The 13,515-nt window shown below is 63.6% G+C and carries 13 protein-coding genes and 1 pseudogene; 8 read left to right on the forward strand and 6 right to left on the reverse strand.

Annotated features, from left to right (window positions below; all coding sequences use genetic code 11):
- Position 1: 1 nt before the first annotated feature.
- From BLT42_RS13460 to ruvX, 4 genes are all read right to left on the reverse strand, one after another.
- Positions 2–1,279 (reverse strand): dihydroorotase, encoded by a 1,278-nt coding sequence (locus tag BLT42_RS13460; protein ID WP_091771649.1) that lies wholly within the window; start codon positions 1,277–1,279, stop codon positions 2–4.
- Positions 1,276–2,238 carry an aspartate carbamoyltransferase catalytic subunit gene (locus BLT42_RS13465; protein WP_091771651.1) on the reverse strand — a complete coding sequence of 321 codons (963 nt, stop codon included), beginning with the start codon at positions 2,236–2,238 and terminating at the stop codon, positions 1,276–1,278. The genes BLT42_RS13460 and BLT42_RS13465 overlap by 4 nt, the downstream gene beginning before the upstream one ends.
- 239 nt (positions 2,239–2,477) lie before the next feature.
- Positions 2,478–3,386 (reverse strand): AEC family transporter, encoded by a 909-nt coding sequence (locus tag BLT42_RS13470; RefSeq protein ID WP_091771653.1) that lies wholly within the window; start codon positions 3,384–3,386, stop codon positions 2,478–2,480.
- A gap of 3 nt (positions 3,387–3,389) precedes the next feature.
- Entirely contained in the window at positions 3,390–3,839 is a 450-nt protein-coding gene (ruvX, locus tag BLT42_RS13475; RefSeq protein WP_091771655.1) for a Holliday junction resolvase RuvX, read from the reverse strand.
- 100 nt (positions 3,840–3,939) lie between these two features.
- On the opposite strand from ruvX, the gene gatC reads away from it, so the two are divergent.
- The 5 genes from gatC to gatB all read left to right on the forward strand — a co-directional run bounded on the left by gatC (position 3,940) and on the right by gatB (position 7,839).
- Entirely contained in the window at positions 3,940–4,227 is a 288-nt protein-coding gene (gene gatC / locus BLT42_RS13480) for an Asp-tRNA(Asn)/Glu-tRNA(Gln) amidotransferase subunit GatC (RefSeq protein ID WP_091771657.1), read from the forward strand.
- Between the two features lie 5 nt (positions 4,228–4,232).
- The gene (gene gatA, locus BLT42_RS13485; RefSeq protein WP_091771659.1) at positions 4,233–5,705 is read left to right on the forward strand and encodes an Asp-tRNA(Asn)/Glu-tRNA(Gln) amidotransferase subunit GatA; all 1,473 of its coding nucleotides are present in this window, start codon (positions 4,233–4,235) and stop codon (positions 5,703–5,705) included.
- Between the two features lie 4 nt (positions 5,706–5,709).
- Positions 5,710–5,985, forward strand: a complete 276-nt coding sequence (locus tag BLT42_RS13490) for a hypothetical protein (protein WP_091771661.1) — start codon at positions 5,710–5,712, stop codon at positions 5,983–5,985.
- Complete coding sequence (locus tag BLT42_RS13495) at positions 5,982–6,263, forward strand: hypothetical protein (protein ID WP_091771663.1); 282 nt, start codon at positions 5,982–5,984, stop codon at positions 6,261–6,263. Before BLT42_RS13490 ends, BLT42_RS13495 begins: the two co-directional genes overlap by 4 nt.
- An 82-nt stretch (positions 6,264–6,345) precedes the next feature.
- The gene (gene gatB / locus BLT42_RS13500) at positions 6,346–7,839 is read left to right on the forward strand and encodes an Asp-tRNA(Asn)/Glu-tRNA(Gln) amidotransferase subunit GatB (RefSeq protein WP_091771691.1); all 1,494 of its coding nucleotides are present in this window, start codon (positions 6,346–6,348) and stop codon (positions 7,837–7,839) included.
- 135 nt (positions 7,840–7,974) lie between these two features.
- Here gatB and BLT42_RS15290 read toward each other — a convergent pair.
- A pseudogene (locus BLT42_RS15290) lies at positions 7,975–8,232 on the reverse strand (integrase core domain-containing protein); the annotation flags it as partial.
- 28 nt (positions 8,233–8,260) lie between these two features.
- On the opposite strand from BLT42_RS15290, the gene BLT42_RS15365 reads away from it, so the two are divergent.
- On the forward strand, positions 8,261–8,527 hold the full coding sequence (locus BLT42_RS15365; protein ID WP_091771667.1) for a CRISPR-associated endonuclease Cas1: 267 nt from the start codon (positions 8,261–8,263) through the stop codon (positions 8,525–8,527).
- On the opposite strand, the gene BLT42_RS13515 is transcribed toward BLT42_RS15365, so the two are convergent.
- Positions 8,505–11,447 (reverse strand): tetratricopeptide repeat protein, encoded by a 2,943-nt coding sequence (locus BLT42_RS13515; protein ID WP_091771669.1) that lies wholly within the window; start codon positions 11,445–11,447, stop codon positions 8,505–8,507. The genes BLT42_RS15365 and BLT42_RS13515 overlap by 23 nt on opposite strands.
- A gap of 350 nt (positions 11,448–11,797) precedes the next feature.
- On the opposite strand from BLT42_RS13515, the gene BLT42_RS13520 reads away from it, so the two are divergent.
- Together BLT42_RS13520 and BLT42_RS13525 are read left to right on the forward strand one after the other, a co-directional pair.
- Positions 11,798–13,168 carry a mechanosensitive ion channel family protein gene (locus BLT42_RS13520; RefSeq protein ID WP_091771671.1) on the forward strand — a complete coding sequence of 457 codons (1,371 nt, stop codon included), beginning with the start codon at positions 11,798–11,800 and terminating at the stop codon, positions 13,166–13,168.
- Between the two features lie 73 nt (positions 13,169–13,241).
- The coding region (locus BLT42_RS13525) for an IS5 family transposase (protein WP_143024160.1) at positions 13,242–13,515 on the forward strand (274 nt) is incomplete at its 3' end.

A 13,515-nucleotide genomic window follows, 5' to 3' on the forward strand; every position in this document is an offset into this window, starting at 1 on the left:
TCTACCCGTCATGGTTGTGTATATTGATCCCGCCGACGAAGCTTTGCAAGACCCGCCCCTGGAAACGCCGTCCCGACCAGGCGCAATTGGCGCGCGGCGAGGCGAGCGCATCGGCATCGACGACCCAGGGAATATCGCCATCGATCAGGATCAGGTCGGCCGGAGCGCCCGCTGTGACACGCCCCTGGGGCAGGCCGAGCAGATCGGCGGGGCCGCAGGTCAGGACGCGTAGGGCGTCGATCAGTTCCAACTGGCCATCATGGACCAGGCCGAGCATGGCGCCGAGCAAAGTCTCGACGCTCAATGTGCCGGAGATCGCCAGCGCAAACGGTTCGCCCTTGTCGTCAAACGGGGTCGGGCGGTGATCGGAGACGACGGCATTGATCTCGCCATTGATGACGGCCTCGACCAGGGCGCGGCGATCCAGTTCCGAGCGCAGGGGCGGATCCATGCGGAAAGCCGAATCGAGATCACCGGCGTCGGTTTCATTGAGGGTGAGGTGAGCGACGGCCACGGTTGCGGCGATTTCGATGTCGCGCGAGCGGACATGGCGCAGCGCATCCAGCCCGGCCTCGGTCGAGAGCCGGTCGATGAGGAGTTTGCCGCCGGAAAGCTCGGCCAGGCTGGCATCACGCTCGATGGCGATGCGTTCGGAGATGGCGGGTTCCGAGGGCAGGCCCATGCGCGCCGACCAGTCGCTTTCCAATGCCACCGTGCCGGCGGAAAGCTCGGCATCGGCCGGGCGCGAAGCGAGCCAGAAATCGAACTGGCTGGAATAGGCCAGGACGCGCCGCATCACCCGGCTGTCGGCGATCGGCCGGTCGCCATTGCCGACCATGACGGCGCCGCAGCGTGCCAGCAGCCCGATCTCGGCCATTTGCTCGCCCGCAAGGCCCACCGTGGCGGCACCAGCCGCGAGGAAGCGCACACCATGATCGCTGAATGTGCGCACCAGCGCGGCGAGGCTGTCAGGGCTGTCCTGCGGCGTGCGGGCATTGGGCGCCAGCATGAGTGTGCCGACACCGCCGCGCGCGGCTCCCGCCGCCAGCGAGCCCATCGTCTCGCCATCGGGGGTGAGGCCGGGTTCCCTGGCGGTGCGCAGATCGATCAGCGCCGGGGCGAGGATACGGCCACGCGCATCAATGATCTCGTCGCAGGCATCGATATCGATATCCGGTCCGGCCTCGATGATGATGCCGTCCTCGACCACCACACCGCCGGGCCCGTCATAATCAGAGGCTGGATCGACCAGGCGTGCATTGATGATGGCAAACATCATGATCCATATCCCTTGCGGATATTGGTGCCGATCAGTTCCAGCATCGCCATGCGTATGGCGACACCGCTCTCGACCTGATCGAGGATCAGGCTGATCTCGGGATCATCGGCGAGGCGGGTATGGATTTCGACACCGCGATTCATGGGTCCCGGATGCAGCACCAGCACGTCCGGTGAGGCGACTTCGAGGCGTTCATGCGTCAGCCCGAACAGGTGGAAGAATTCCCGCTCAGACGGCACGAAACTGCCCGTCATGCGCTCTTTCTGCTGCCGCAGCGCCATCACCGCATCACAGCCGACCAGCGCCGCATCGAGATCATGGAAGACCTCGACACCCCATTGGTCGACATCGGTTGGCAAAAGGGTTGGCGGGGCACACAGGCGGATTTCGGCACCGAGAATATTCAGCAGGCCGATATTGGAGCGCGCGACGCGGCTGTGCAGGATATCGCCGACGATCAGGATCCGCCGCCCGCCGACCGAGCCCCAGCGCTGGGCCAGGGTGAAACTGTCGAGCAGCGCCTGGGTCGGGTGTTCATGCATGCCATCTCCGGCATTGATCACGGACAGCCCGGTCGCCTCGGCAAGGAATTTCGGTGCCCCGGTCGCCGGATGGCGCACCACGAGAATATCGGGCTGCATCGCCGCCAGGGTGCGCGCCGTATCCGACAGGCTCTCGCCCTTCGAGGTCGACGAAGAGGCCATGGCGAAATTGACAACATCGGCGCCGAGCCGCTTGCCCGCCATTTCGAAACTGCCCTGGGTGCGCGTCGAGGCCTCGAAGAACAGGTTGAGCACGGTCAGCCCGCGTAAGCCGTCCGAGGATTTGTCCGGCGTGCGGTTGCGCTTGAGGAAGACCTCGGCGCGCTCGAAAATGATCGCGATATCAACGGGATTGAGGTCGGCCACCGATAGAAGGTGACGGTGAGGGAAATCGTAGGAAAATTCCGCGCGGCTCATCCCGCCTCCCGCTTAAAGCGACCCGCCCAAGGGGTCGGCGCGGTATAGGCGGCGAGGCGGGGCGTGGCAAGGGGGGCGTTTCCCTCTCCATGAGGAGAGGGTGCCCGGCAGGGCGGGTGAGGCGGGCCATGTGCACAGCGCAGGACTGGCGCAGCGGACGCTAATCGCCGACCGGTGGTGTTTCCCCCCTCATCCGCCCTTCGGGCACCTTCTCCCCGTGGGAGAAGGAAGGGGGGCGGCTAGCCCAGCAGCCAGAGCCAGAACGGGATGGTGATGAAGCAGAACAGCGTAGAAGCCGTGATGTCGCCGGCGGAATAGGGGGCGTCACCGCCCATTTGCTGGGCCAGGACATAGGCCGAGCCGGCGCCGGGTGAGGAACCGGTCAGCAGGAGGATGGTCAGCGGGATGCCCTCCAGGCCCATGGCTCGGCCAACGCCGTAGAAGACCAATGGCCCGACCATGAGCTTGAGGAAGACCGACAGGGCCAGCAGGCGTGGCCGTGCGCGCATGGTCGTAAAGCTCAGTCCGGCGCCAACCGAGAGCAGGATAAGCGGCAGGGCGGCTTCGCCCAGCAGGGAAAGCGTGTCGGTCAGGGCGGCCGGGACGGGGATGTGGGCCAGATTGACCACGCCGCCTGCGACCGAGCCGAGGATGAGCGGGTTGGTGACGATGCGGTAGAGGATGGAGCGCCAGTTCGGCGCCGCGCCTTCACCCCAGACCGCCAGGGCGGCGACGCACTCGATATTCACCAGCGGGATGGAGACGACCATCACCAGGGCGACAAGGATTTCGCCCTGGTCGCCGAACAGCGCGATGCCGAGCGCCAGGATCAGCATCCCGTTCCAGCGGCACACCGCCTGGAAGACGCTGGTATAGGTCGGGTCGGGGATTTTCAGCGCCGGTTTGAGCGCCAGCATGATGACGGCCATCGCCAGAAAGCCGAGCACTGAGGCGATCAGGAAGGGGCCCAGCGTGATCGATGAGAGGTCGGCGCGGGCGATGGCTGTAAACAGCAGGGCCGGCGACAGGCCGAGATAAGCCAGGCGCGAGACCGGGCCCCAGCTATTGTCCGGCAACAAGCCGGAACGGCGCAGCAGCCAGCCGATGGCGATGACACCGAAGATCGGGAAGAGGGCGGCGAGGATCATGGCCTATAAATGCTCCAGCCGGTCGAGCACGCTGCGCAATATATTGGCGGCAGCATGGGCATCGATGACTTCCTTGCGGCGCTCGCGGCGCATGCCCGCGGAGATCAGCGCCTCGGTGGCCTCGAAGGTTGAGAGGCGTTCATCCTGGAAGATGATCGGGATATCGCGCAGATTGATCAGATTGCGGGCCAGGGCGCGAGAGGACTGGGCACGTGCGCCTTCCGATCCGTCCATATTATAGGGCAGGCCGATCACCAGGCCGACCGCCTTGCGCTCATCATAGAGCTGGAAAATGCGGGCCGCGTCATGGGTGAACTTCGTGCGCTGAATGGTTTCCACCGGCGTGGCGAGCCCGCGCGTGGCACCACAGGCCGCAACACCAATCGTCTTGGAGCCCGGATCGAGCGCAAGGATCGGGCCTTGGGCTAAGTCTTCAAGGTCAATCAGGGCCATGGGTTCGAAATGCTCCGAGTGCGGTTTGCCGTCAAGCTTTCTTGCACCTGCGAAGACGTATTGCTACTCAGTCGGCATCGATTGCCCGGAGCTGATTTCCATGTCCGTCACCGCTGATGATGTGCGCCGCATTGCCCGGCTTGCACGCCTTGCCGAACCCAAAGACCGAATCGACACGCTGGTCGGCGAGTTGAACGGGATTCTCGCCTGGATCGAACAGCTCAACGAGGTTGATGTCGAAGGCGTCGAGCCGATGACCACACCGGTCAAATTCCCGCTGCCGCAGCGCGAGGATATCGTCAATGATGGCGGGATTCGCGACAAGGTGCTGGCCAATGCGCCCAGCAGCGAAGACGGATTTTTCGTTGTGCCCAAGAGCGTGGAATAGAGACCATGAGCGATCTCCTCAAACTCTCCCTTACCGATGTCACCGCCAAGCTGCGGGCGCGCGAAGTCTCCGCGACCGAATTGGCGAAAGAAGCGCTGGCCGCCTGCCGGTCGGCCCAGGGCGCGCTGAATGCCTTCACGGCGTTTGATGAAGCCAAGACCATGGCGATGGCGAAAGCCTCTGACGAGCGCCTGGCGCGCGGCGAGGGCGGGCTGCTGGAAGGCGCGCCGCTGGCGATCAAGGATCTGTTCGCGGTTGAAGGCGTCTCGACGACGGCTTCCTCGAACATCCTCAAGGGGTTCAAACCGCCCTATGAGAGCTCGGTGACCCAGTCCTGGTGGGATAATGGCGGCGTCTTCCTGTGCAAGACCTCGATGGACGAGTTTGCGATGGGCTCCTCCAACGAGACCTCCAATACCGGTCCGGTCAACAACCCCTGGAAGGGCGCCAAGGGCGAGACCCTGACACCGGGGGGTTCCTCGGGTGGTTCGGCGACCGCAGTTGCCGCCGACTTGTGCTTTGGCGCGACCGGCACCGATACCGGCGGCTCGATCCGCCAGCCGGCTTCGTTTACGGGCACGGTCGGCGTAAAGGGCACATATGGGCGCACCTCGCGCTGGGGCGCGATCGCCTTTGCCTCCTCGCTCGACCATCCGGGCCCGTTTGCCAAGACGGTCAAGGATGGCGCCATGCTGCTGCAGGCGATGTCGGGCCATGACCCCAAGGATTCGACGTCCTTGCCCAACGAAGTCCCCGATTTCGTCGCCGCCTGTGGCCGCTCGGTCAAGGGCCTGCGCATTGGCGTGCCGAAGGAATACCGCGTCGATGGCATGCCCGACGAGATCGAGCAGGCCTGGCAGCAGGGCATTGAATGGCTCAAGGCCGCCGGCTGCGAGATCGTCGACATCTCCCTGCCGCACACCAAATACGCCCTGCCGGCCTATTACATCGTCGCGCCGGCGGAAGCCTCGTCCAATCTCGCCCGCTATGACGGCATGCGCTACGGCAATCGCGTCGAGGGCAAGGATCTGACCGAGACCTATGAGAAGACCCGCGCGAGCGGTTTCGGCACCGAGGTCCAGCGCCGCATCATGATCGGCACCTATGTGCTCTCGGCCGGGTATTACGACGCCTATTATCTGCGCGCCCTGAAAGTGCGCACGCGCATCCTGCAGGATTTCGACCAGGCTTTCGAAAAGGTCGATGCCATCCTGACGCCGTCCGCACCGTCGGCGGCCTTCCCGTTGGGGTCGAAATCGAATGACCCGATCGCGATGTATCTCAATGACGTCTTCACCGTGACCGCCAATCTGGCCGGTGTGCCCGCCATGTCGGTGCCCGCCGGGCTCGACAAGGATGGCCTGCCGCTGGGGCTGCAGATCATCACCAAGGCGCTCGACGAGGAGACGATGTTTACCGTCGGTGCCGCGCTCGAGGATGCCGCCGGCTTCACCGCCAAACCGGCCAAATGGTGGTAGGGCGATGAGCGAGAACACGCCCGTCGAGACCCCGGAAGAGACGCCGGACGCCAAGCCCCGGAGCGTGATGGACCGCATCATGTTTGCGGTGATCGCCCTGATGTGCGCGATGTTCGGCCTGCCGATGGTGTATTCCAGTGGCACGGTGGTCGGCGCGATGTTTGCCGGGACGATGCCCAGCCTGTGGACCATCGCGCTGGCGCCGATCGGACTGGCGCTGGTCTATGCCGCGATCCGCCTGGCAATGGTGGCGCTGATGCCGAACAAGCGCGCGCCATGAGCCCTGCGCCGGCACCGGCAGCGGTCAAGCTGATCCGCCCGGCAATCTATGCCGGCGTGCTGGTCTGCCTGTTGGGTGCGGCGCTGGTCGCGGAGAAGCTGGAGTTCGGTCTGCCGCTGGTGGCCGAGATCATCCTGCTGGCGACGGGCGTGGCGATCCTGGTATTCGGCCTGCTCGCATCGCTGTCCTGGCGGGGCCTCCAGGCGGCGATGGCGAATGAGGCGGCGGGCAATGCCCCGTTGCCCTGTGATGACGATGACGATGATGAGGACGACTAGCGCGTCCGGACTATGTATGTGGGCGATAATCTGGATGGCGTGCTGACGCCCATCCATGAAGGCTTTGAAGAGGCAGACCGACATGAGTGAACACACCTATCGCATCACCGGTTCCACCGGCGAGTGGGAAGTCGTGATGGGGCTTGAAGTGCATGCCCAGGTCGTTTCCAACTCGAAGCTCTTCTCGGGCGCCTCGACCGCCTTCGGCGCGGACCCCAATACCCAGGTCTCGCTGGTCGATGCGGCGATGCCGGGCATGTTGCCGGTGATCAATCACGCCGTCGTCGAACAGGCGGTGAAGACCGGGCTGGGCCTCAATGCCGAGATCCATCTCTTCTCGCGCTTCGACCGCAAGAATTACTTCTACCCCGATCTGCCGCAGGGCTATCAGATCTCGCAATTCCAGTTCCCCATTGTCGGTGAGGGCGAGCTGGAATGCGAACGCGATGACGGCTCGCGCTTCACGGTCGGGATTGAACGCCTGCACCTGGAACAGGATGCCGGCAAGTCGATCCATGATCTCGATCCGAACTCGACCTATGTCGATCTCAACCGTTCCGGCGTCGCCCTGATGGAGATCGTCTCCAAGCCGCATATCCGCTCGCCCGAAGAGGCCTCGGCCTATGTTTCCAAACTGCGCTCCATCCTGCGCTATCTGGGCACATGTGGCGGCGATATGGAAAAGGGCCAGCTGCGCGCCGACGTCAATGTTTCGGTCTGCCGCCCCGGTGGCTATGAGAAATTCCGCGAAACCGGTGATTTCAGCCATCTCGGCACGCGTTGCGAGATCAAGAATGTCAACTCCCTGCGCTTCATCCGCCAGGCGATCGATTTCGAGGCCCAGCGCCAGGTCGATCTGATCGAGGATGGTGGCACGGTGCAGCAGCAGACGCGTCTGTTCGACAGTGTTACCGGCGAGACGCGCTCGATGCGTTCCAAGGAAGAGGCGCATGATTACCGCTACTTCCCCGATCCCGACCTGCTGCCGCTCGAGCTGGAGCAGGCCTGGGTCGACGAGATCAAGCGCAATCTGCCCGAATTGCCGGACGAGAAGCGCCATCGCCTGGTGACCGATCTCGGCCTGTCCGATTACGACGCCTCCGTTCTCGTTGCCGACAAGGACCGCGCCGATTATTTCGAGGCCGTCGCCGAGGGCCGCGATGCCAAGCTGGCGTCGAGCTGGGTCAATAACGAGTTGTTCGGCCGCCTCAACAAGGAAGGCCTCTCCATCACCGAGAGCCCGGTCTCCGCGACCCAGCTCGGCCAGCTGATCGCGCTGATCAGCGATGACACCATCTCCGGCAAGATCGCCAAGGATGTGTTCGAGATCGTCTGGGACGAAGGCGGCGATCCGGCCGAGATCGTCGAGGCGCGCGGCATGAAACAGGTCACCGATACCGGCGCCATCGAAGCCGTGATCGACCAGCTCATCACCGACAATCCGGAACAGGCCGCCCAGGTGAAGGAAAAGCCCAAGACGATGGGCTGGTTCGTCGGCCAGGTGATGAAGGCGATGCAGGGCAAGGCCAACCCGCAAGCGGTCAACGAGATCCTGGCGAAGAAGCTGCTGGGGTAATTCCCTCTCCCATGAGGTGAGGGGCCCCGGCAGGGCGGGTGAGGCGGGCCTGCGCACGCTCTCAGGACTGGCGCTCGCGCCGCTAATCGCCGACCGGCGGCGTTTCCCCCTCATCCGGTTCGGACCACCTTCTCCTCACGGAGAAGGACCGTGTTGTGCTCTCCATGAAACGGCAGTGAGATAGCGTAGTTGACCTGAGCCCTTCGGCTCACTCGTTCGTTTCGAGAGTCTGACGCTTTCATAGTCCATGGTTTGCGATGTGGCGAGCGTGCCGGGAGTGGAGCCCCCGCGTAGCTCGAGCGACCGACACGCTGCGGGCGTGAGCCCGCCCAGGGATGAGGGGGGCCGGTGGTGGTTGTAGTCGTGGCGCCAGCGCGCCAGCACCTTGCGGGCATGGGCGAGGCTGAATTACCTCAATGGAATGCTGGAAATCCGAACACGTATCCAAGTGATCGCGGATGGGTTTGATCCAACGCGGGGAATACTTCATGCTGATGGTGCGAGCGGGCGAGACGCCTACGTTTTCGACCTGATGGAGTCGGCGAGGCCGGATGAGGAATATCGTATCCTTCGTACGCTGAGACGTCAGAATTTTATCCCAGCTGACCTTGCGGTATCAAGCACAGGCGGCTGCCGCATGAGTCCAGCCTTGGCTACCGCTTTGGTTAGCGACTTTCGAGCTCCGTAATCCGCGCTCTCACGTCATCAGCGCTTTGCGGCTCCCCTCGGCCATCATGGTATTCCGCAAGCTCCGTCCACACGGATATGGCCTCAGCTCTTGCACGCTGATCGCCATTCTCCCGCCACAAAGCCGCAAGCGCATTGCCGAGGTTATTCTGGGTCGAGGCCCAAGCCGACGGCATCGCCTCGCGGGTGTAGACCTCCAGCGCGGACCGGAAAGTGATCACTGCCTCGTCTATCCGGCTCGCATCTCCGAGCATCTCCCCGAGGATTTTAAGTGCACTGCCCAGATTGTTTTGGGTCATCGCCCAATCCGACGGCATCGCTTCGCGGGTGAAAACCTTGAGTGCCGCCCGATAGGCGGTGACCGCGTCTTCCAGCCGGCCCGCATCTCCGGCCAGTTGTCCGAGGGTTTGAAGCGCAGAAGCCAGATTGTTCTGGGTCGTGGCCCAATTCGACGGCATCGCTGTGCGGGTATACACTTCCAGCGCAGCTCGGTAGGCGGTGACCGCGTCCTCCAGCCGACCCGCGTCCCCGGCCAGTTCCCCGAGGTCTGCCAGCGCACTGCCCAGATTGTTCTGGGTCGCGGCCCAATCGGATGGCATTGCCGCGCGGGTTCTAACCTCCAGCGCAGACTGGTACTTTGTCACCGCATTCTCAAGCCGACCCGCATCCCCGGCCATTTGCCCGAGGACTGCAAGCGAAAGGCCCAGGTTGTTCTGGGTCATGGCCCAATTCGACGGCATCGCCGTGCGGGTATACACTTCCAGCGCAGCTCGGTAGGCGGTGACCGCGTCCTCCAGCCGACTCGCGTCCCCGGCCAGTTCCCCGAGGTCTGAAAGCGTATTGCCCAGATTGTTCTGGGTCGCGGCCCAATCGGACGCAAGGGCTTCGCGGGTCCTAACCTCCAGCGCGGACCGGTAGGCGGTGACTGCCTCCTCCAGCCGACCCGCGTCCCCGGCCAGTTGCCCAAGGGCATGAAGCGAAAGGCCCAGGTTGTTCTGGGTCGCGGCCCAATCCGGTGGCATCGCCGCCCGGGTTCTAACCTCGAGTGCCGCCCGATAGGCGGTGACCGCGTCTTCCAGCCGGCCCGCATCTCCGGCCAGTTGTCCGAGGGCGGCAAGCACGGCACCCAGATTAGTCTGGGTCCTGGCCCATTCCAACGGCATCGCCGCACGGGTATGTACCTCTAGCGCGGACCGGTACGCTGTCACCGCATCCTCGAGCCGCCCCCCATCCCCTGACTGTTGCCCGAGGACTAGAAGCGCGGTACCCAGATTATTCTGGGTCATGGCCCAATTCGACGCGGTCGCCGCGCGGGTATAGACCTCCAGTGCAGCCCGAAAAGCTGTCACCGCGCCTTCCAGCCGGCCCGCATCCCCGGCCATTTGCCCGAGTGCGGCAAGCGCACCGCCAAGATTATTCTGGGTCGCGGCCCAATCGGACGGCATTGCCGCGCGGGTTCTAACCTCCAGCGCGGACCGGTAGGCGGTCACTGCATCCTCCAGCCGACCCGCATCCCCGGCCATTTGCCCAAGGGTTTGAAGAGCAGTACCCAGATTGTTCTGGGTCAAGGCCCAACCCGCCGGCATCTCATCGTGGGTTCGAAACTCCAGTGCGGCCTCGTAGGCGGTGACCGCATCCTCCAACCGCCCCCCATCCCCAACCAATTGCCCAAGGGTTTGAAGCGCAAGGCCCAGATTGTGCTGGGTCATCGCCCAATCCGACGGCATCGCCTCGCGGGTGTAGACCGCCAGCGCGGCCCGGTAGGCGGTCACAGCCTCGTCTATCCGGCTCGCATCCCCGGCCATCTGCCCAAGGCTTTGAAGCGCAAGGCCCAGATTGTTCTGGATCGCCGCCCATTTCTCAGGACTGTTGCCCTTCAAATACTGGGCGGCGGTTTTCATGGCTTCGATGGCGAGCAGTATGTTGTCGAGATCGGTCAGGTCTTGCGCGTTCTGAGACAGGCTGTACCCGGCATCCGCAAGGGCTTTGGCCGCTTTTTCCCGCCAGACCGGCTCCTGTAACAGCCCGTCAGGACGGCTGGCCCGGGTGATCTCGAACAGGTGGGCGATCGCGTGGCGGCGCTCTTTCATGGCCGCGTCGATGATGACGTCCAGAGCGGCGTCGATTTTGCCGGGATCACCGGATTTGAGGTCCTGGGCAGGTTTGCGCAGGTCAATACCGGCGGCCTCACTGCGCAAGATGGCGAAGGTTCTCAAAATGCCCGCCAGGACGAGCAGGTCGAAGAGGATGCGCAGGACAAAATTGAGGACCAGCCCGGCCTGGCCGCTGGACTGTACGCCGGACAGATTGTTGACGCGGAACACCTCGCTCCAATCGACTAGCGGAATGGCCTTGGCCAGCTCACCCCACACAAAGAGCGCCGCATCGACTGACGGCAGTGCAGAATGCCCGTCCGTGACCGTCACCAGCTCTGCGATGCGGACATAACCAAGGGGCACAAAGAAGAGCAGCAGGGCGACGCCGAGGAACATCTCATCGCGCAAGTCCTGGTCCGCTTGCTCCGCACGCCCGCGCGCCCGGTTTTCAAGCTTCTTGTCCTCGTCCCGCTCCCACAGCCGATAGACCGCCAGAACAGCCACCAGCGCCATCGCAACGGCGGCCAGCGCGACCGATGTCGGGGCGAAGGCGCCCACCGCTGCCAGAACGCCAAAAAAGGCTGTGAAACTCGCCCAACGCTTCCAACGGGTCTGGAACGACGCGCCGATGGCTGGGGCAATACCGTGCCTCAAAAGGCGGTCAAGACCGGTGAACAAGCGCCCGAAGACCCAATCCAGCCGCACCAGGACCAGGAATTTGTAGAGCAGCCAAAACAGCCCACCCAAAAGCAATGCCGCCGCGAACGACACGCCACCATTCATCAGCGCATTCATGCCGCGCTCGACCACACCATCAGACAACATGAATGCCCCACGCAAGTTACATCCATAGATCGTTATTGTGCGGGTCGGCCGGAGTCAAAACCTCCAGCGGATCAAACCGCATTGTTCAGGATCAGCCGAGGCTTGGAGCAGGATCACCTCGCTGGAGACGCGTAAATATCATGGGGCTGTCGCGTCCGACCTGTGGCGATGTTTAATTTTGGATATGTCTATACCCCCTCTCCGCGAGGAGAGGGGGGCCCCCGGATCCAGCCTTCGGCCGGTCCGGGGCAGGCTCCGGGCGGGTGAGGCGGGTCAGGTGCACATCTGCGCACTGGCACCGGCCCCCGCAATAATGCTATCGCTGCATCAGCGAGCCGCGGGGACAGCAGATGATTCAGACACAGGATGACTCGGCCTTGGACGATCTGGTGCCGGTCGAGGTCTTGCAGGAACACCTGCTGGCCGTCTGGCACTGGTTTCTCCAGGCCATGCTCAATCTGGATATCGCACTGCAGATCGGGCTGATCGCGGCGGCGATTATTCCGGCCCTGATGTTCGGGCCACGTTTGCGGCGGCTGGTGGAACACCATACCGCTTCGCGTATCCGCACCGGTCTGGCGCGGCGCCTGCTCTCGGCGGCGCTGGCGCTGGCGACACCGCTGGCCCTGTTGATGGTGCTGGCGACGATCCGCATTGTTCTGGGCAGTCTGGACCGCCCCTATGGGCTGATTGATGCGGCGATGAGCCTGATGTCGGCCTGGCTGGTAATCCGCGCCGTGACGCTGATCATCCGCTCGAAATTCTGGTCGAATGTCGCGTTTTACGTGATCTGGCCGGTGGCCGCGCTCGATGTGTTCGGTCTGCTCGACGATGTCGTCATTCAATTGCAGGCGCTGGCCATTCCGCTGGGCGAGACGGCCGATGGCGCGCCGGTTGATCTCAGCCTGTTCGATATCCTGCGCACGGTGATCTATTTCGCCGCCCTGTTCTGGCTCGCCTCGCTGGCCGGGCGCGCCGTCAATGCCCAGCTGGAAAAGGCCGAGGAGATCTCGCCGGCCTTCCGCGCCCTGATCGCCAAAGTGCTCGGCTTCGTGCTGCCGGTCGCGGCCCTGCTGATCGCGCTGCAGCTGACCGGCTTCAACATCGCCACGCTGGCCATCTTCTCCGGTGCGGTCGGTATCGGTGTCGGCCTGGGCCTGCAAAAGACCGTCGCCAACTTCGCCGCCGGTTTCACCCTGCTGGCCGACAAGTCGATCAAGCCGGGCGATGCGCTCGAGATTGACGGCACGTTTGGCTGGGTCACGGAGATGCAGTCGCGCTATGTCTCGATCCGCACCCGTGACGGCACGGAAATGCTGATCCCGAACGAGCGCTTTATCGTCGAGGGCGTCATCAACTGGTCGAAATCCGACCGCGCGGTGCGCGTGCACGCCCCATTCGGCGTCAGCTATGCCACCGAGGATGTCGAACTGGTGCAGCGGGTCGCGATCGAGGCGGCCCAGAGCGTTGAGCGTGTGCTGGCTGACAAGACGCCGGTGTGCAATCTGATGGGCTATGGTGCCAGCTCGGTCGATTTCGATCTGCGATTCTGGATTACCGATCCGGAAAACGGGCTCTCCAATATTCGCAGCGCTGTCAATGTCGCGCTGTGGAAGGCCTTCAAGGCCCATGACATCGAATTCCCTTTCCCGCAGCTGGATATCCATGTGAAGGAATTGCCGCGCAGCCGGACCGGGGCCCGCATCGCTTCACCCGACTAGGGTCTGTACTCAATAAGGGGATTCCCGGATCGTTGATTGCGTGATTCACTTCTGCGCGAAGCAGGAGGAGATCATGGCACGTTATGATTTGAGCGATGAAGAGTGGGCGCTTGTCGGGCCGCTCTTGCCCAAGCCGGGCAAGGGCAAGCGGCGGGTGGACGATCGGCGGGTGGTGAACGCGATCTTCTATGTGCTGCGCACCGGGGCTCCGTGGCGCGACCTTCCCGGTCGGTACGGCCCTTACACAACGGTCTACAACCGGTTCAATCGCTGGGCCAAGCGAGGTATCTGGTTGAGGGTGTTCGAGGAATTGGCCCGGCGCTCGCCGCAGTCGCTGCAGCTGATCG

The sequence above is a fragment of the Maricaulis salignorans genome (assembly GCF_900103475.1).
GTDB classification, from domain to species: domain Bacteria; phylum Pseudomonadota; class Alphaproteobacteria; order Caulobacterales; family Maricaulaceae; genus Maricaulis; species Maricaulis salignorans.